This is a genomic window from Pollutibacter soli, assembly GCA_029269725.1.
Taxonomy (GTDB): Bacteria; Bacteroidota; Bacteroidia; order Chitinophagales; family Chitinophagaceae; genus Pollutibacter; species Pollutibacter soli.
Map to the genome: position 1 here is coordinate 334,775 of JARJHS010000003.1, position 19,737 is coordinate 354,511.

At 42.0% G+C, this 19,737-nt stretch carries 16 protein-coding genes; 1 reads left to right on the plus strand and 15 read right to left on the minus strand.

Features of this window, described 5'->3' with window-relative positions; genetic code table 11:
• Window positions 1–375 precede the first annotated feature (375 nt).
• From P2W82_RS09800 to cysD, 8 genes are all read right to left on the minus strand, one after another.
• Window positions 376–1,554 carry an O-succinylhomoserine sulfhydrylase gene (locus tag P2W82_RS09800; protein ID WP_336515694.1) on the minus strand — a complete coding sequence of 393 codons (1,179 nt, stop codon included), beginning with the start codon at window positions 1,552–1,554 and terminating at the stop codon, window positions 376–378.
• Window positions 1,555–1,586: 32 nt separating this feature from the next.
• Window positions 1,587–2,024 (minus strand): OsmC family protein, encoded by a 438-nt coding sequence (locus tag P2W82_RS09805; RefSeq protein ID WP_336515695.1) that lies wholly within the window; start codon window positions 2,022–2,024, stop codon window positions 1,587–1,589.
• A gap of 246 nt (window positions 2,025–2,270) precedes the next feature.
• Window positions 2,271–3,815 carry a TSUP family transporter gene (locus P2W82_RS09810; RefSeq protein ID WP_336515696.1) on the minus strand — a complete coding sequence of 515 codons (1,545 nt, stop codon included), beginning with the start codon at window positions 3,813–3,815 and terminating at the stop codon, window positions 2,271–2,273.
• Window positions 3,816–3,830: 15 nt separating this feature from the next.
• Window positions 3,831–5,519, minus strand: a complete 1,689-nt coding sequence (locus P2W82_RS09815; protein WP_336515697.1) for an NADPH-dependent assimilatory sulfite reductase hemoprotein subunit — start codon at window positions 5,517–5,519, stop codon at window positions 3,831–3,833.
• A 215-nt stretch (window positions 5,520–5,734) separates the two neighbouring features.
• Window positions 5,735–7,450, minus strand: a complete 1,716-nt coding sequence (locus tag P2W82_RS09820) for a diflavin oxidoreductase (protein WP_336515698.1) — start codon at window positions 7,448–7,450, stop codon at window positions 5,735–5,737.
• A complete protein-coding gene (gene cobA, locus P2W82_RS09825; RefSeq protein ID WP_336515699.1) occupies window positions 7,434–8,303 on the minus strand; it encodes a uroporphyrinogen-III C-methyltransferase in 870 nt (289 codons plus the stop codon). The genes P2W82_RS09820 and cobA overlap by 17 nt, the downstream gene beginning before the upstream one ends.
• A gap of 32 nt (window positions 8,304–8,335) precedes the next feature.
• Window positions 8,336–9,580, minus strand: coding sequence for a sulfate adenylyltransferase subunit 1 (locus P2W82_RS09830; RefSeq protein WP_336515700.1), 1,245 nt, complete (start codon window positions 9,578–9,580; stop codon window positions 8,336–8,338).
• A 23-nt stretch (window positions 9,581–9,603) separates the two neighbouring features.
• On the minus strand, window positions 9,604–10,512 hold the full coding sequence (gene cysD, locus P2W82_RS09835) for a sulfate adenylyltransferase subunit CysD (RefSeq protein ID WP_336515701.1): 909 nt from the start codon (window positions 10,510–10,512) through the stop codon (window positions 9,604–9,606).
• A 407-nt stretch (window positions 10,513–10,919) separates the two neighbouring features.
• Here cysD and P2W82_RS09840 point away from each other — a divergent pair, with 407 nt between their 5' ends.
• On the plus strand, window positions 10,920–12,356 hold the full coding sequence (locus P2W82_RS09840) for a hypothetical protein (RefSeq protein ID WP_336515702.1): 1,437 nt from the start codon (window positions 10,920–10,922) through the stop codon (window positions 12,354–12,356).
• Window positions 12,357–12,502: 146 nt separating this feature from the next.
• On the opposite strand, the gene P2W82_RS09845 is transcribed toward P2W82_RS09840, so the two are convergent.
• The 7 genes from P2W82_RS09845 to P2W82_RS09875 all read right to left on the minus strand — a co-directional run bounded on the left by P2W82_RS09845 (window position 12,503) and on the right by P2W82_RS09875 (window position 19,733).
• Window positions 12,503–13,393 carry a bestrophin family protein gene (locus P2W82_RS09845; RefSeq protein WP_336515703.1) on the minus strand — a complete coding sequence of 297 codons (891 nt, stop codon included), beginning with the start codon at window positions 13,391–13,393 and terminating at the stop codon, window positions 12,503–12,505.
• A 199-nt stretch (window positions 13,394–13,592) separates the two neighbouring features.
• Window positions 13,593–14,444, minus strand: coding sequence for a dTDP-4-dehydrorhamnose reductase (rfbD, locus tag P2W82_RS09850; RefSeq protein ID WP_336515704.1), 852 nt, complete (start codon window positions 14,442–14,444; stop codon window positions 13,593–13,595).
• Window positions 14,441–15,010 carry a dTDP-4-dehydrorhamnose 3,5-epimerase gene (gene rfbC, locus P2W82_RS09855; RefSeq protein ID WP_336515705.1) on the minus strand — a complete coding sequence of 190 codons (570 nt, stop codon included), beginning with the start codon at window positions 15,008–15,010 and terminating at the stop codon, window positions 14,441–14,443. Before rfbC ends, rfbD begins: the two co-directional genes overlap by 4 nt.
• Window positions 15,011–15,059: 49 nt before the next feature.
• Window positions 15,060–16,112, minus strand: coding sequence for a dTDP-glucose 4,6-dehydratase (gene rfbB, locus P2W82_RS09860; RefSeq protein ID WP_336515706.1), 1,053 nt, complete (start codon window positions 16,110–16,112; stop codon window positions 15,060–15,062).
• Window positions 16,113–16,131: 19 nt separating this feature from the next.
• A complete protein-coding gene (locus tag P2W82_RS09865) occupies window positions 16,132–17,427 on the minus strand; it encodes a nucleotide sugar dehydrogenase (protein WP_336515707.1) in 1,296 nt (431 codons plus the stop codon).
• A gap of 1 nt (window position 17,428) precedes the next feature.
• On the minus strand, window positions 17,429–18,412 hold the full coding sequence (locus P2W82_RS09870) for a UDP-glucuronic acid decarboxylase family protein (protein ID WP_336515708.1): 984 nt from the start codon (window positions 18,410–18,412) through the stop codon (window positions 17,429–17,431).
• Between the two features lies 1 nt (window position 18,413).
• The gene (locus tag P2W82_RS09875) at window positions 18,414–19,733 is read right to left on the minus strand and encodes a UDP-glucose dehydrogenase family protein (RefSeq protein ID WP_336515709.1); all 1,320 of its coding nucleotides are present in this window, start codon (window positions 19,731–19,733) and stop codon (window positions 18,414–18,416) included.
• Window positions 19,734–19,737 lie beyond the last annotated feature (4 nt).

Sequence of the window (19,737 nt, forward strand, 5' to 3'; positions counted from 1 at the left end):
TTGCTGCCGGGCGATCAGGTATTTTTTTAATAACTGGCTCTGGTAACTTTACCCAAGACTTTAATTCAGGATGCATTACTATGATTTCAGCGCCCTGGTCTTGCGTAGGAAGGTGTTGGATTTTTTCGGTAAGCATATATTAAAATCGAGCAAAATGTGTGCCCCATTGATAAATTTTCAATCAATAAAGCAGATATTGAAAACTTTAATGAATACTTGGGCCATAAGTGATGCTTTTTATACATTTTTCAAAAGGATTTAATAATATTCATCCAAAACAGCCTAATGCAAGAAGCTGTCAATTAGATGTTGAACAATTAAAAGCTGGCTAAAGTTGATTTGTTATTAAATCTGTGATCAATGTTTGAACAAATATCAAAGCTGGGAAGCTTTTATAGCCTGCTCCAGATCGGCAAGGATGTCATCAACAAATTCAAGTCCGACTGAAACGCGGACAAGGCCTGCTGTGATGCCAACTTCCTTCTGCTCAGCAACATTCAGTTTGGAATGAGTGGTACTCGCCGGATGAGACGCAATGCTTCTGCTATCTCCGAGGTTGTTTGTCATTGATAATAGCTTCAGATTATTGAGAAACTTTCTGCCATTATCAATTCCACCTTTCAACTCAAAAGTCAAAACACCTCCGCCGGCGCGCATTTGTTTTTTGGCTATTTCATATTGCGGATGAGATTGCAGGAAGGGATATTTTACCCAATTCACACCAGTGTTTTTTTCCAGAGCTTTCGCAAGTGCAAGCGCATTGCTGCTATGTCTTTCCATCCTGACACTTAACGTCTCCAGACTTTTTGAGAGTACCCAGGCATTGAAAGGACTTAAGCTTGGTCCTGTATTGCGGATAAACAGATAGAGTGGTTTTATCAGTTCAGCCTTTCCTACAACAACACCTCCGAGTACACGCCCCTGTCCGTCGATAAACTTCGTTGCGGAATGCAGCACCAGGTCAGCACCAAACGAAATAGGCTGCTGCAAAACCGGTGTTGCAAAACAATTATCAACTACAAAAAGTATGTTGTGCTTTTTGCAGATATCAGCCACATAACGGATATCAATTATGTCCAATCCGGGATTTGAGGGCGTTTCCAGGTAAAGCATTTTTGTATTTGGCTTTACCAGCGATTCTATTTGTTCCGGATTGTTCAGGTTAAAATAATCATGCGTGATCCCCCATTTCGGGAGGTACTTTGTAAGAATTGTGTGGGTGGAACCAAACACTGCCGAAGCAGAAATAATATGATCGCCCTGCGAAAGAAAGGTCATGAAGGTTGAATAAATCGCTGCCATTCCGGTTCCGGTAGCAACTCCATCTTCTGTTCCTTCAAGAGCGGCAATTTTTGCGATAAACTCATCAACAGTTGGATTTGAGAAACGCGAATAGATATTCACATCAAGGGAATCATCTTCAAAGGCAGCTGCCATTTCTTCTGCAGAATGATAGATAAAACTGCTGGTAAGAAAAAGAGGGGTGCTGTGTTCTTTTTCTGCAGTTCTGCTGGTCTGTGCGCGAATAGCAACTGTTTCCGGATGTGTAGACATGTATAACAATAAAAAAATAAAATGGTTAAAAATTAAGGCAGTACTTCTTTGTTATTCACAAAAACCCTCCACGATATCCGGGCACCTGCCCTCCTGAGTGTTTCAGCTACCGAACAATATTTATTTACTGAAAGCTCAACGGCACGCCATGCCTTGCCTGGCTCTATTTCACCAGTGAGTTCAATCGTCATATCTACTTTCTCCCAAAGAGAAGGCGTCTTATCATGTTCCCGCTCTCCATCAATTTTAATTTCAAGGCCCTTGAGTTCCTGCTTTTGTTTTTTCAGGATACTAACGATATCAACACCGCTGCAACCGCAAAGAGCTGCGAGAACTGTCTGCATAGGACGGAAACCCGTTCCCTTTCCACCCTGCTCTACAGGGATATCGATCCTCATCTGGTGGTTTCGTTCATCCCTGATATCAAATCCATAATCCGGGTCTGTAAGACCAGCATGCATTATTGGCATAATCCCTTAATTGAACTGCAAATATACTTCGCCGATGAAACATTTCCCGTGTTGAACATTTCATTCAGACCTTCATGAGAGCATCCGGTAGTTGTGTAACTGACTAAAATCGATGCCAGGAAAAAACTGTATTTGTTTCCAGTTCGGATCTTTACGTTTTGCAATTATTAAAATTGTTAAAATAGGTTATAAGAGCAATACAATTCCCTACCGGACTATTTGGAATTAATGAAGCTATTGGAAAAATTATCCTGTAAACACCTTTATCAATATCCTGGTACTCCAGAAAATGACTAGGATACCTAGTAAAATGAAAGAAGTTTTCTTAGGAAGTTTTCCGGCAAGCCTGGCTGCAATCGGAGCTGCGACAAGTCCGCCGATGATCAGCGCCAGAATTACCTGCCAATGAGTAACTCCCATTAACGAGAAAAACGTAAATGCACTTGCGAAGGTTACAAAGAATTCGGTAAGACTCACTGATCCTATCACATATCTTGGACTGCGTCCTTTCGTGATCAGCGTTGTTGTCACAATTGGCCCCCAGCCGCCGCCGCCAAAAGAATCAAGAAAACCACCAACGCCGGCGAGTATGCCATGGCGCTTGAATTTTTTCTGAGGTTGCGGCTTCCGGAATGCATTCATTAAAATTCGAATGCCCAAAATCATGGTATACACAGCCATCAACGGACGCAGGTAGTTTGCGTATTGTTCACCAAACCTATACAGTAACCATGCACCGAAAACCGCACCGATGACACCCGGTATGACAAGGGCTTTAAATAGTTTTTTGTTTACGTTTCCGAATTTATAGTGACTATATCCGGAAGCTCCGCTGGCAAACATCTCAGCCGTATGAATACTGCTGCTTATCGAAGCAAGATTTACGCCCGCAGATAAAAGTATTGAAGCGCTTGTGACACCGTATCCCATGCCCAATGCGCCATCAACAAGCTGTGCCAGAAACCCTGCCAGTACCATCCATGGAAAATTCTTATCCAGAGTTTCATACCACCTGATCGTACCGCTGGTGAGCTCCTTCATGGGCAGGTATGAAAAAACAAAATGCCCGATCAGCATGAGGCCAAATACGAGCAATGAACGGGTCGCGAATTTTCTCCATTTGTTTTCTTTCTCCTCATTGGTTTTATCAACGAGAACCTTTGTGATATCGTTAAGCTTCTTAACTTTCTCACCAAAATTGCCGGATAGCTTATTTCTGATCCGATTCAGATTTACCAGTACATCATCAAGTTCCTGAGGAAGACTTTCCTGCAACATTTCGCGAATGCGTTTTGCAGCGGTCGGTGATTTACCATTCGTTGAAATTGCGATTTTAAGATTTCCCTTTTTTACTATTGAACCCAGGTAAAAATCACATAAATCCGGAGTATCGGCGACATTGACCAATATCCCTTTTTCTTTCGCGGCCTGGCGAATAAAAACACTATCAGAAACACTATTAACTGCTGCAATTACAATATCAATACCAGCAAGATCATCCTTTTCAAATTCCTTTTCTGATAGCTGAACATTGGGATGATGTTGCAGCAAGGCTTTTACTTCCGGTGAAACTTTCTTTGCCACTATCTTAAGATCCGTAGAGGGAGAATTATGCAGAACAGCTACCAGTTTTTCCAATGCAACATTTCCACCACCTACAACGAGGATACTCATCTCTTCCAGTTTCAAAAAAACAGGAAAAAGATGATTACTCTCCGGAAGAGGTTCGGGCGCAGGTTTATTCAATTCGCCGGCCACCAGGTTTTCATCAATATTTTGTTGATTCTGCAATGCTGATTTTTTCGGTTATGCCGTTACGAAATTACCGCCCACAAGTTTGCGTCTGATGGCGAAATCACCTAAGGCCTCTCCCGGCTCACGTTCATTTGCATACTGTTCAAATAATGCATCCAGCGTTTCAAGTATCGCAGGCTCTTCCAGGTTCTCGCGATATTTTAAATTGAGACGCTCACCAAGTCTGTCGCCGCCTATATGCAGATTGTATTTTCCGTAGGCTGTTCCGATTAACCCGATTTCCGCCAGGTAAGATCTGCCGCAACCATTTGGACAGCCCGTCATCCTTAAATAGATCTCATCATTTTCAAGTCCATGCTTACTCAGCAATGGTTCAATTTTTGATATCAGAGCAGGCAGATAACGCTGTGCTTCGGCTAGCGCTAACGGACAGGTTGGGAATGCCACACAAGCTATAGCATTACGACGAAGCATACCTGCTTTTTCAGTATGTGCATCTATACCAAACTGGCTCAATAATTTTATCACATCCTCTTTATCTTTATCCTTGATATCAGAAAGAACAAGATTCTGATTACAGGTAAACCTGAACATGACTTTTCCTTGTTCAGCCAATGCATACAGGCCGGTCTTCAGTGCACAACTGGTGTCATCTTTTACCAGCCCGTTTTCCGTGAAAACAGTATAGTTCCAGGTTTTGTCCTGGTTTCTCTGCCATCCGAAATGATCACCACGATATTTAAAACTATAAGGTTTTGCGGGTTCCAGCCGGAAACCACATCGCTTCTCCAGTTCTGTTCTGAAATTATCGACACCGATACGATCAATAGTATATTTTAAACGTGCAAGCTTACGATCACTTCTATTTCCAAAATCGCGTTGGATAGTAATGATCTCGTACACGGCTTTGAGAATATTTTCTTTGCCGGAAACAAAACCCAGCATCGATCCTACACGAGCGTATGTTGAAGCATTTCCGTGTGTAGTACTCAATCCGCCACCGGCTGCTATATTGAAACCTAAAAATTTCCCATTGTCAATTACAGCAATCAAACCAATATCATTTCCAAAAACATCCACATCATTATCCGGGGGAACAGCAATAGCAATTTTAAATTTCCTGGGTAAATAACGATCCTGGTATAACGGATCAGTTTCTTCTTCTTTATTCAGAATCTGTTCTTTGTCGAGCCAGATTTCATAATATGCTCTTGTCTTCGGCAACGCCATCTCGCTAATCCAGGTTGCATAATCCTCAATCTCTTTATGCAATGGAGATGTAGCGGGATGGGCACTGTATATCACATTCCTGTTTACATCACCGCATGCTGCGATTGAATCCAGGTGAAGCGTATTGAAAGATTGAATCGCAGGTTTTATATGCGATTTAAGAATTCCATGCAGCTGGACGGTCTGGCGTGTAGTGATTTTTATCGTACCCGTTGAATGTTCACCGGCAATATGATTTAAACCGATCCATTGTTGTGGGGTCATGATACCGGCAGGCAAACGAAGCCTGATCATATAAGAATACAACCATTCAAGCTTCTTCGCGCTTCTCTCTTCTCTGCGATCCCGATCATCCTGCTGATACAAACCATGAAATTTGATCAGCGACTGGTCATCCTCGCGTAATGAACCGGTGATATCATCTGTAAGGCTTTCCTTCAGCGTGCCACGTAGAGCATCACTGTTTGTTTTGATCCTCTCAACAACTGATAATTTCTGTGATGTGCTCAAACTATAAACTTTAAACTATTTATTTTTTACCTACCTGCCCGCACTTCGGGCGGCTATAAACAAAATGTTCCTGCCGGAACATGAACGTTACCTTTCGTCTCCAATGTTAGAGGAATTGGACTTTTAATAAAGCAGACATTTAACCTTTCCCTGCATCCTTCCAAACCTTGAACTTTCAACTTTAACCTTCAGCTTTAAACTACTTCTTCCCTCTCTTAATATACGTCTTTATGAAAACGTCCATCCTTACAAACAGACTCCCAATAAGCCACTGAATCTTCGTGCGATTTATTTCCATGTGTACTTACGATATCAATCAATGCAGCTTCAACATCTTTACTCATAGGATCTTTTGTTCCGCTGATGTAAACATAAGCTCCGGACTCCAACCATTTGAACAATTCCTTTCCCTGCTCTTTCATCCGGTGTTGTACATACACCTTTTCCCGCTGGTCTCTGGAAAAAGCAAGACTGATTTTGTTCAGCACTCCTGTTTGTAAAAACATCTGCATTTCCGTCTGGTAAAGGAAATCAGTAGTGAAATGTTGTTCACCGAAAAAGAACCAGTTCTGTCCGGAAGCTCCTCTCGCATCACGCTCAGCAAGAAATGAACGGAAAGGTGCAATACCGGTACCAGGACCGATCATGATCACCGGTTTATCATCGGCTGGTAACTTAAACGAACGATTTCGATGTACATAGAAGCTCAACTTTGAATCAACAGAAAGATCTCCTAAAAAAGTACTGCAAAGTCCTATGTGTTTTTGCTCTTCAATGAGGTATGCATGCCTGCTGACAGTGAGGTGTACTTCATTTGGATTCACCAGCGGTGATGAGGATACAGAATACAATCGCGGAGCAATTCCTGGCAATACTTTAAGTACTTCGATAAACTGAGAAGGATCTTTTACCGGATATATTCTTAAAAGATCCACCAGGTCCATGCGCGTATCCGGAATATCCTGGCGCGTCAGCGTTGCATACTTCTTAATTGCTGAAGTAAGGAGGTAACAGATATTCAATCTTTCTGTCAGCAACTTTTTTACTGACTCTTTATATTTTGAAGTTTCGACAACTGCGTTTTCATCAACGCCTGTAAGCTCAATAATCCTGCTTACGATCTCTTTCCGGTTATGTGGAATTATCGCTATCGCGTCACCATGCTCGTACTGCACAGGCTCTTCAACAGCGATCTCGATATGCCAGGTAACTTTATCAGAACCACGATCATTAAGGTTAATATGTGTAATGATTGTACCGTCGTAAATTTTCTTTTCGCCTTTTGGTGATGCTGAAGCCGGTGCCGAAACAGGCTTATCGATCGTCTCTCCTTTTTCAGTAATGGTCAGCACTTTTTCAAACCATGCATGTGCAGGTTTTTCAAAATCGACATCACATCTCTGCAACGGTATCTGTCTTTTTCCACCCAACTTATGAAACTGCGCGTCTACATCTTCACCGGTTTTACAATACAATGGATAAGATGTATCTCCCAGCGCAAGCACAGCAAAACGCAGGTGCGGCAACTGAGATTCTTTTGCCATTAATGCATCATAAAACTTTTTTGCAGGACCAGGAGGGTCTCCTTCCCCCTGCGTACTGATGACAACAAAAAAGTATTCTTCTTTTTCGAGATCAGAAAAGCGATATTGATCAAGACCAAGACATTTTACATTTATGCCTTTATGCTTAGCGGCTGCTGCCAGTTCTGTTGCGAGTTTTTTTGCATTCCCGGTTTCCGTACCAAAAACTATAGTGATTTTTTTCACCACATTGATATGCCCGTTTCCATTCTGAATCAGTCCATTGGATTTTGCTTCAGGGAAGCGGGAAACCAAACCGGATAAATAGCCATTCATCCAGATCAATTCTTCTTTCGAAGAACTATCAATCAAATCCTGTAATATTTTCAACTTAGAACCCGGCAGCATGTTCTGATTTTTTTGATTCACCCGTTCCCACCTCATTCGCTTTCATGGGATCTGTCACCGGGTCAAAATAATTGAGTTCTGTTTCAATGGTCGTAAACCATGCAAACTTTTTATGAAGTGATACTACATCACCTATAATCAATAATGCGGGTGACATCAGTTCTTTGTCTTGCAAAGTTTCCATGATGCCGCCAACTTTATTAAAACTTATTCTTTGAAAAGCCGTCGTTGCCTGTTCGATAACGGCTAATGGTTTATCAGCAGAAATTCCTGCGCTGAGAAGATGATCTATCAAATGCTCCAATTGTTTTGAAGCCATATAAAACACAAGGGTATCTGTCGTCTGCGCCAGTTCTTTCCACACTTCACCTGTGATTACCTCTTCTTTATAATAAGTGAGAAAGCGAACTGCGGTGGAATAACCCCGTGCCGTCAATGGTATACCTGCGTAAGCAGCAGCACCGAGACCTGCCGTTACTCCTGGAATGATCTCAAATGAAATATTGTTTGCAGTAAGTGTTTCCAGTTCATCAAGTATGTTTGAAAAAACAGAAACATCACCACCTTTCAATCTGACCACCAGCTTTCCTGGTAAGGCATATTGAAGCAAGAGCTCATTGATCCTGGGTTGTGGTATACTACCTGATTTCCCTGCCTGTTTGCCAACAAATACGACTGTTACCCCGGGCTTTAAGTAGCTGTGGATAATAACCGGACTAACCAGTCGATCAACCAAAACCACATCAGCAAGCAGCAAATACTTAGCTGCGCGAACAGTAATAAGTTCAGGATCGCCGGGACCCGCACCCGCAAAAATCACTTTTGCTTTTGGCTGTACTTCTTCTGATTTCATCACTTGTATATACCTACCAGTTACTTTATACTTTATTGGAACAATACCGCTGCCACCGTGCTATTGCTCGTTTCATCTATCAAAATAGCGGCGCCATTGGTCTGAGAATTTTCGTAGGAATCATAAACAACCGGTGCCGCAGTTTTCAATTTTGCTCTCACAACTTCATTCAATGTTACCGGAGTGGATACTTCCAGTGGTTGCAAAGTATTCACGTCAATCTTATGTTCAAGATTTCTTACCACCGTGCGAACTGTTCTTGCATTGTGCTGCAGGTAATATTTGTTGCCAGGCTGAAGTGGCTTTTCATCCAGCCAGCACAATACTACATCCAGTTCCGACTTTAACTCAGGGCCCTGGTCTCTTCCAACAATAGCATCACCTCGACTGATATCGATATCGTCTGTCAATCTTATTACAACACTTTGTGGTGCAAATGCTTCACTTAATTCCTTTCCTCCTATTTCGACAGACTCGATAGTTGATTCGATTCCTGCGGGTAAAATTTTTATTTTGTCCCCTTTTTTAAAAATTCCGCTTTGTACTTTACCCGCGTAACCACGGTAATCGTGCAGATCTTCAGTTTGAGGACGAATGACGTACTGAACCTGGAAACGCTGATCGTTTAGATTGATGTCATTTTCCACCGGTACTTCCTCCAGGAACTGAAGAAGGGTGGGACCTTCATACCAACTCATGTGTTCACTCCTCTCAACAATATTATCTCCCTGCAATGCGCTGATAGGAAAGAATTTTACATCCTTCAAACCGAGCTGCGCTGCAACTTTTGAGTAATCGATAATAATATTATTGAACACGTCCTGTGAAAAATCAACCAGGTCCATTTTATTAATAGCCACAACGACGTGAGGAATTTTCAGCAGCGAAGCAATGATCGAATGCCTTCGGGTTTGTTCCACAACGCCCTGCCTTGCATCAATTAGAATGATGATCAGTTCTGCATTGGATGCGCCAGTGATCATATTGCGTGTGTACTGCACATGACCAGGAGCATCTGCTATGATAAACTTTCTGACTGGTGTTGTGAAGTAACGATATGCAACATCGATAGTAATCCCCTGTTCACGTTCTGCTCTCAGACCATCAGTTAACAAAGCGAGATCAATCTCACCCTTATCATTTTTTTTTGCACTGGATTTTTCAAGTTGCTCCAGCTGATCAGCGAGGATGCTTTTGCTGTCATAGAGCAAACGCCCTATCAGTGTACTCTTGCCATCGTCAACACTTCCGGCTGTTATAAATCGGAGAATATTCATCTAATCTTATTTATCTGGAAAAATCAGAAATAGCCATTTTTCTTACGGTCTTCCATAGCCGCTTCGGTAACTTTATCATCAATACGGGTTTCACCGCGTTCGCTGATTCGTGTGGCTTTTATTTCATTGATCACATCGTTAATATTATCGGCAGTTGATCGCACCGCCGCTGTACAGGTCATATCTCCTACAGTGCGGTATCTCACTTTTTCACGGATAACCACATCCTCCGGATCAAGTCTGATAAAAGAGGAAGAGGCGATGAGCTGACCTTCGTGTTCAATCAAATCACGTTCGTGTGAAAAATAAATCGAAGGCAAATCAATTTGTTCTTCGCGGATATAGTTCCAGACATCCAGTTCGGTCCAGTTACTGATCGGGAACACCCTTACATTTTCGCCTTTATGTATGCGGCCGTTAAAAATATTCCATAACTCAGGCCGCTGAAGCTTCGGGTTCCATTGACCAAACTCGTCGCGTACAGAAAATATTCTTTCTTTAGCTCTTGCTTTCTCTTCGTCTCTCCTTGCACCACCAATACAAGCATCAAAAGAAAACTCCTCGATGGTATCCAGCAATGTATAAGTCTGCAGCCAGTTACGACTTGCAAATTTTCCTTTTGGTTCCGTGAGCTTACGTTCACGGATGGTGTCTTCCACATTACGTACTATCAAAGTTGCTGCGACTTCTTTTGCTAATTGGTCACGGAATTCAAGGGCCTCGGGGAAATTGTGGCCTGTATCAATGTGTACCAGTGGAAATGGAATACGCCCTGGTGCGAATGCTTTTTTTGCCAGGTGAACGAGTGTGATGGAATCTTTTCCACCGCTGAATAAAAGAGCCGGCTTCTCAAACTGGGCTGCCACTTCGCGCATGATATAAATGCTCTCCGCTTCAAGCTCCTGCAGATAATCTAGTTTGTATTCTGACATGCCTCAAAAACTTTTAATGATAAAGGATGAAGCGGGGCTTCATTACGTTTTTGCTACTGAGGAATGTACAGGTAAACCCGATTCCAGAACCTCAATACCCAATTCCCTACAAATATAGTAGACATAGATCTAAAAATGTCATTAGTGCATAAAAATTACATAGTTTAACATCCACTTGCCTTATCGCCAAAACGGGAATTTTCTGGAACATCATTAAGGTAATAGCCATTGCCTTGCTGCTCTAATTTATTGATTTACAAATCATATAAAAAGAAATGGGCCCGAATTCCCCAAATAAAGCAAAGCCTGGTTTCATTGTTCAATTCAAAGTTTTTCCTAAATTGATCTACCCGCTTTTGGCTAGTACCTATTGAGACTTCTTATCCTAACTTTTAAAATTGCTCGCTATGTTTTATTTGCTTGGCATTTTTGATCCCGGCTGGAGGGATGCTGCAGTCCGGAATTCCAACACAGAAATTACCATCCTATGGGTCCTTGCTGCTGTCATAGGTTTTCTTTTGTATCATTTCTTTTTTAAAGGAAGGAACAATTCCGCCAGCAAGGCACTTATCCTCCGAATGAATCACCTGGAAAAAGAGCTTCACGAAGAAAAAAACAAGCACCATAAATACAAGCAACAAATGGAAGCCGCGGTTTCCAAGGCCAACTCATTTTCTGCGGCAGCTACAGAACTTGATAAAGCCAAACATAAACTGCATGACCTGCACAAGGAGCTAGATGCAGCTTTGCTGGCCAATAAGAAACTGAAAGATGAATTTGCATCGGAACATGCAAAAGTCACTTCAATGATGGTGGATCATGGTGAAGTAGAGGCAGTGCGTAACAGGGTAAAGAACCAGGAAAAAGATCTGAATATAAGCAGGGCGGAAAATCTGAAACTGAGGTCGGAACTGGAGGCGGCATTAAGTGAAAAAGTCAGATTATCCAATGCCTTGAATGAGAGCCAGGTGGCTGAACTTAAAGCGAAACTTCAAAAACTGGAAAACGATCTTCACAGTAGCAGGCTCATGGTGGTGAAGTTCCAGACGGAAACAAATCTACTTGAAGAGGAAAGAAAAAAGATCAGAGACGAATCAGCTTCGCTGGATGAGAGAATGAAAGAAATTGCTGATGCGAGGAGCAAGAGTACACAACTGGAAGCAGATCTTCAGAAATCCAAACAACAACTAGCTGATCTGAACGAGGGTAGATTGCAACTACAGGGTGAAATTGATAAATGGAAACAAGAGGCAGATGTTCAGGCGAAAAATGCAGCAACGGGATTGGATTTTCAAACAAAAGCGATCGGCCTGGAAGCTGAATTAAAAAAACTTCGGGCAGAAAATGAAGACCTGAAGATAAAAGCCTCAAATGGAGCTAATGCAGAACTCAACGCAATAGCAGCTTCTGCTGAATCTACTCATTTGCAGGGGCAGCTGGCAGATCTCAGATTGAAATCGGGAATGCTGGAGTCGGACCTCGTAACGCTCCGTCAAAACTACCTGACGCTGGAAGAAAAATATTCGGCCTTGCAGGATGAAAAAGAAAAACCGCTGCCATTTATTCCACCCGCTGCCTCTGCGCAGCCGGACAATCTAAAACGAATTGAAGGAATCGGTCCCAAACTTGAAGAGATGCTGAATGAACATGATATTTACACTTTCCGCCAGCTGGCGGGTACATCTTCTGAAACTCTTCAGAAAATTCTTGATGAGGGAGGCGAGCAATATCGTATACACGATCCTGCTACCTGGCCGGAACAAGCGAAATTACTAGCAGAAGGTAAGTTTGAAGAATTTGATAGACTTACATTGGAATTAAAAGGAGGCAGAAGAGAAAATTGATAAACTTTCTATCTTATTTCGGCATGCATCTGATTCGCTATTATTAAAATACAAAGCGACGACTATTTTTCAGGATAAATAGTCGTCGCCTTTTTTAATCTATCAACGATCAGGTACGTTTGTCGGTGAGCACTATCAACTAATTTTTACATCAGGTAGAATGTTTCTTTAGTCACTGGCCTTGCGGCTTCTCTATCACCAAGAAGCTGACGTATATTGAGTTCTATTGTTTGCGCAATATTTGTAACAGCGATATCACTCGGTCTGTTGCGGAACGGATCCTGCAGGTAATAAGCAGTCTTCTCTACCAGAAAAAATGCGCTCGACACAAAAGCCAGTAATGGTATCTCGTAAAATGTATCGATGTTTTTTAAAGCAATCGAAAATACAATTACAAAAAGATAGATGGTGAAGTGAAGGAACAACCTGTAAGTAACAGGAAAAACGGTGTTATTGATTCGCTCTGCCATTCCCATTGAAGCAGTTAACCTTACGATCGTTTCGTCAATCTGAACCATACTGTATGGGTCCACCTTACCGCTATCTCTGAGCAATTTCAGGTCCTGTACATGCAGCTGAAGAAGCGCGAGTGGTTTATTATCATGCGATGCGATGTGATTGAAATCTGCTTCGCTTAACCAGGGTTTTGTAATCAGCAAAGCATCCTGCCCGCGCAATGAATTTCCGAGTGAATAACTCCATGCAATCTGACGATAAGAAATTTCATCGCATACTTTACTTTGATCCTTTACAAGGCTTTGTAATTGCAAAACGAGAGACCGTGAATCATTTACTATCGCGCCCCATACTTTACGTGCTTCCCACCAGCGCTCGTATGATTGATTCATTTTAAATGACAACAAAATCGAAATTGATGTGCCAAGCAATGCGGCTACAGTCAGCGGCATATCGGGAAGAATACTTGAAAATGTGGAAGCAAAATAGTGTATGACCAATCCAACTACTATGACAAACAGCAAATCAACTTTTATTTTATTGAAAATATAGGTAAGGGGAATACGTTTGTCCAGTAACATAAAATCTGTTTATAATTGATACTAAATTTAAGAGGGCGCAAAACTATAGGCAGGATTTTCAAAACCAAAAGCAATTGTGTTAATATGCCTTTAGGCCCGAATAATATAATTCTATTTTAATAAAAAACCTTCGCTCTTAAAACGCTATTAAAATTACAATCAATAATTGTCACGGGATTCTCATGGAGAAGGGTGCAGATCAGATCTTGCTGATGCAGACAGAGAGACTTTTTCTCCATTCGGGAATTGTCAGGCCGAGTTTTGTCTCAGCTTTTTCAGTATTCATTACAGAATATGCGGGTCGCTTTGCGGGTGTGGGATATGAAGAAGTGGGGATAGGATTTACTACGCAGGAAGATTTGATTTCATCTTTTATAGCAACTGCAAAATCGTACCAGCTGATTACACCCTTATTGCTGTAGTTGTAAATGCCAGGCGCTGCTTTATCTCCAAGAGAAACGATGTGCATGATGGCATCCGCAAGATCACCTGCATAGGTTGGGGATCCGACCTGGTCTTGTACTACATTGATTAAAGGTTTGTCACTCATCAAACGAATCATCGTTTTCACAAAGTTCTTCCCGAACGAAGAATATACCCACGATGTTCTGATGATGATAGATTGACTGTTGAATTGCATCGCCTGCATTTCTCCTTCAAGCTTGGACGCACCGTAAACATTTAATGGGCTCACAGCATCCGACTCACGCAAAGGAGTAACCGCGGTTCCATCAAACACATAATCAGTAGATATGTGAATAAATCTTGTTCCTGATTTTTCCGCGGCTGATGCCAGGTATCCGGCTGCTGTTCCATTGATGAGATAAGCCAGCTCCTGTTCCGATTCGGCTTTATCCACCGCCGTGTATGCAGCGCAGTTGACACAATAGTCAGGACTTTCTTTTAAAAAAATATCGTCAACCGCTGCCTTATCTTCGATAGCAAGTTCAGAGCGTGAAGCAAATACAAAATTGTGCTGAGGGTAACGACTCTCCAGTTGCCGGAGTTCCATTCCCAACTGTCCATTCGCACCAGTTACAAGAATTTTCATACAGGTTGTATGCTGAATTCGAAATTGTTTCTGCAGTCTTCAAAATGCGGATGAACCTTGTCCTTGTCGGAAATGATAGCTTCAACAGCCGGAACTTTCCAGTCAATATTTAAAGCAGGATCGTTATATAAAATTCCTGCTTCAGATTCCTTATTATAGATCTGGTCGCATTTGTACAATACTTCGGCAAACGGACTTAGTACAGAGAATCCATGTGCGAATCCCCGGGGTATCAATAGCTGCAATTTATTCTCTGCAGAAAGTTCAATGGAATACACCTGGCCGAAAGAAGGCGATCCTTTCCTGATATCCACCACTACATCCAGAATAGCACCATGTAATACTCTCACCAGTTTTGACTGAGCATATGGATTCAATTGATAGTGAAGACCGCGAATGACACCGTAGGATGATTTTGACTGATTATCCTGCACCCAGGTCTGCTCGACACCATTGTTAATGAAGGTTTGCTGGTTATAGCTTTCAAAAAAATACCCTCTTGAATCTTCAAAGACTTTTGGAGTTATAATAAAAAGACCCGGAAATGGTGTAGGCCTGAAATGCATACGGAAAAAAATCTTTTGCGGGCAAGTTAAACTGAAATCATTAATGATTCTATCTCAAAACGTACTGTTGCTGATAATATTCCTGGTATGCACCGGAAAGAACATTGTCTGACCAATTTGTGTTGTTCAGGTACCAGTCAACAGTTTTGTCAAGACCTTCTTCAAATTGAAGAGAGGGCTTCCAGCCAAGATCTTTATTGAGCTTGGTAGCATCTATTGCGTAGCGCTGGTCGTGACCTGCGCGATCCTTAACGTATGTAATAAGTTCAGCTGATTCTCCTGCTGCCCGTTTGAGTTTCTTATCCATAACACTACAGAGAAGCTTTACCAGGTCGATATTCTTCCACTCATTGAACCCACCGATATTATAGGTCTCTCCTATCTTTCCATTATGAAAAATCACATCGATCGCGCGTGCATGGTCTTCCACCCAAAGCCAGTCGCGCACATTCTCACCTTTTCCGTATACCGGCAACGGTTTCTTTTTGATGATATTATTGATCATCAAAGGAATCAATTTTTCCGGGAACTGATGCGAGCCATAGTTGTTCGAACAATTCGAAATAACTACAGGAAGATGATAAGTATGATGATAAGCTTTTACGAGGTGATCAGAACCTGCTTTACTTGACGAGTATGGAGATCTCGGATCATAAGGTGTTTCCTCAGTGAAAAAACCAGCCTCTCCAAGAGATCCATAAACTTCATCTGTACTTACATGATAAAAGAGCTTGTCGCTATGTTCTTTCCATTGACGGCGTGCAGCATTAAGTAACACACCTGTTCCAAGTACGTTGGTCCTGATAAAGGAAAGCGGATCAATAATCGAACGATCTACGTGGCTCTCAGCAGCAAGATGAATTACTGCATCAAATTTATAATCGTCAAAAAGAGAATTGATAAAGGATTCATCAGTGATATCACCCTTTACAAATTCGTAGTTGGATTTCTTCTCAACATCCCTGAGATTTTCAAGATTTCCTGCATAAGTGAGCAAATCAAGATTGATGATTTTATAATCGGGATATTTATTTACAAATAACCGAACGACATGCGATCCTATAAAACCTGCTCCACCAGTTACCAGAATATTTTTTTTCATCTTCAGTTACGCATTTCAATTATAAGCTCCAATACGCTCTGCTGCTGATCCTGCCTCGAAATACACCTTTCAGGTCTGCTACGAGAGCAGAGTTTCGTGTCATTCCAACAAAATCATTGTCAGTGAGCGACAGGTACGGTTCGTGTGGAATTGCAATTATTACCGCATCGTAGTCTTTTCCATCGTTTCTTACCAGGTTCAGTCCATACTCTTCTTTCACTTCATCAGCTTCTGCAAATGGATCTTCAACATCAACCTTGATATTAAATGACTGTATTTCTTTTACAGTGTCGATAATTTTTGAGTTGCGGATATCGCTCACGTTCTCCTTGAACGTTACTCCCTTCACCAGCACTTTTGCATTGTTGACATCAGGAGCGTTCCTGAGCACATGCTGAATTACCTTACGGGCAACGTTACGCGCCATATTATCATTAATGAAGCGTGATGCAGAAATCACTTTCGCATCGTACCCCATCGCTTCCGCTTTATGAGTAAGATAGTAAGGATCTACACCGATACAGTGTCCACCAACAAGACCCGGGCTGAACTTTAAAAAGTTCCACTTCGTACCTGCGGCTTCCAGCACATCATAAGTATTGATATGCATCCTGTCGAAGATCATAGAAAGCTCATTCATCAATGCGATATTCAGATCACGTTGTGTGTTCTCGATGATCTTTGCGGCTTCTGCAACTTTGATTGATGTTGCACGATGCACTCCTGCATCAACAACGATCTCATACGTTTTTGCAATTTCTTCCAGCGATTCAGCATCACACCCGGAGACAATTTTTATTACTGAACGCAGTGTATTCTTTTTATCACCCGGATTGATTCTCTCAGGAGAATAACCGAGTTTAAAATCAACTTTATTTTTAAGACCTGATTCTTTTTCAATTACCGGAAGACAATCTTCTTCTGTACAACCAGGATAAACAGTAGATTCGAATATCACATAATCGCCTCTCTTCACCACTTTTGCAATTGTCTTTGAAGCGCCCAAAACCGGTTTCAGATCCGGTACGTTAAACTTGTCAACAGGCGTCGGAACGGCAACGACAAAAAATTTTGCTTCCTTAAGTTTATTGAGATCGTTAGTAAATACGATATCGCGATCTTTAAACTCTTCGGTTTTTACTTCTTTACTCGGATCGATACCATGCTTCATCAACTCGATACGTTTCTGATTGATATCGAAACCGATAACAGAAATTCTTTTTGCAAATTCCAGGGCAATGGGTAAGCCGACATATCCCAGTCCGATCACTGCCAGTTTAGCTTTTTTATCCAGTAAATCCTGATATATCAGCATATTATTTCAAGCTTTTAAACTCTTTGGGTTGTTTGTTCAATTCTTCAGGAGGTAAGGACTTGAAATAATCATATGTAATCTTCAGTCCTTCCGAGCGACTCACTTTAGGTTCCCAGCCAAGAATTTCCCTGGCTTTGGTAATATCCGGGCGACGTTGTTTCGGGTCGTCGACAGGGAGTGGCTTGTAAACAATTTTCTGGGAAGTGCCGGTAAGCCTGATAATTTCCTCAGCGAAATCCTTCAATGAAATTTCACTGGGATTACCAATGTTTACCGGGTATGCATAGTCGCTCAGCAGTAATCTGTAAATACCTTCCACGAGGTCGTCGACATAACAAAATGAGCGTGTCTGGCTTCCATCACCAAACACCGTCAGATCTTCACCACGTAAAGCCTGGCCAATGAATGCGGGTAAGGCACGGCCATCGTTTAGTCTCATTCTCGGACCATAAGTATTGAAGATCCTGATGATCCTGGTTTCCACACCATGGAAGGTATGATATGCCATAGTAATGGATTCCATGAAGCGTTTTGCTTCATCGTACACACCACGGGGGCCAACAGGGTTTACATTTCCCCAGTACTCTTCTGTTTGCGGGTGCACCATCGGATCGCCATATACTTCCGAGGTTGAAGCTACCAGCATACGTGCACCTTTGGCTTTTGCAAGCCCAAGACAGTTATGCGTTCCGTGCGCACCAACTTTCAAAGTCTGTATCGGTATTTTTAAATAATCGATAGGACTGGCCGGTGAGGCAAAATGGAGAATATAATCCAGTTTGCCTGGAACATGTATGAATTTTGAAACGTCGTGATTATAAAACTCAAACTGTTCAAGTTTGAAAAGGTGTTCGATGTTTTTCAGATCTCCTGTAATAAGATTATCCATTCCTATCACGTGATACCCTTCCTTAATAAACCGATCACTTAAATGCGAGCCGAGGAAACCCGCGGCGCCTGTAATCAATATTCGTTTTCTCTCCATATCAGTTGTTTTGAGTCGCTGCAGCACGCCCGATACTCTCGTAATGAAAACCCAGGTCTTTTATAGCGCCGATATCAAACAGATTGCGACCATCGAAGATTACTTTCTTCTTCAGTTTTTTCACAATCTTTAAAAAATCAGGTGTTCTGAACTCATTCCATTCGGTTGCGATGATCAGTGCATCCGCACCGTCCAATGCATCGTACTGGCTTTCTGCATAGGTTACTTTGTCCCCGATCACTTCCTGAACATTTTTCATCGCTTCAGGATCGAACACAGACACTGTGGCACCTTCTTTCGTCAATGCATCGATAATGTAGAGCGCAGGAGCTTCGCGGATATCATCGGTATTCGGTTTAAAAGCAAGACCCCACAATGCGAAATGTTTTCCGCTGAGGCTCCCTTTAAAGAATGATTTTATTTTTGGAAGCAGGTGCAATTTCTGACGCTCATTTACATCCATCACTGCGTTGAGAATCTGAAATTCATAATCCACTTCGTTGGAACTTTTTACTAAAGCCTGTACATCTTTAGGGAAACAGGATCCGCCGTATCCGATACCAGGGAAAAGAAATCTTTTACCTATACGGTCATCACTACCAATCCCGAGACGAACCAGGTCAACATCAGCACCCAGACGTTCGCAAAGCTGAGCAATTTCATTCATGAAAGAAATCTTCGTTGCGAGGAATGAATTGGCCGCATATTTTGTAAGTTCTGCAGAACGCTCGTCCATAAAAATGAGCGGGTTACCTGAACGAACAAACGGTGCATATAATTCTGACATCAGTTTTTTTGCTCTTTCGGAACTGGTACCAATCACTACGCGATCTGGTTTCATGAAATCATCCACCGCAACTCCTTCGCGAAGGAACTCCGGGTTGGACACTACATCGAATTCAACTTTTGCATTGGCCGCAATGGCTGCATGTACTTTTTCAGCAGTTCCCACAGGCACAGTGCTTTTATCTACAATGACCTTGTATTCTTTCATGATATTACCCAGATCCTTCGCTACGCCGAGAACATATTTCAGATCAGCTGATCCATCCTCGCCGGGAGGTGTTGGCAAAGCCAGAAATATGATCTGCGCTTCCTCAATACCTTCTGCCAGGTTAGTGGTAAACTTTAAACGTTCTTCTTTGAGATTTCTAAGGAAGAGTTTTTCCAAACCAGGCTCATAGATGGTAATCTGTCCGTTGGACAGCTTGTCAACTTTCCTCTTGTCGATATCAACGCAGGTTACGGTATTTCCAGTTTCGGAGAAACAGGTTCCGGTTACCAATCCTACATAGCCAGTTCCAATTACAGCAATTTTCATTTAA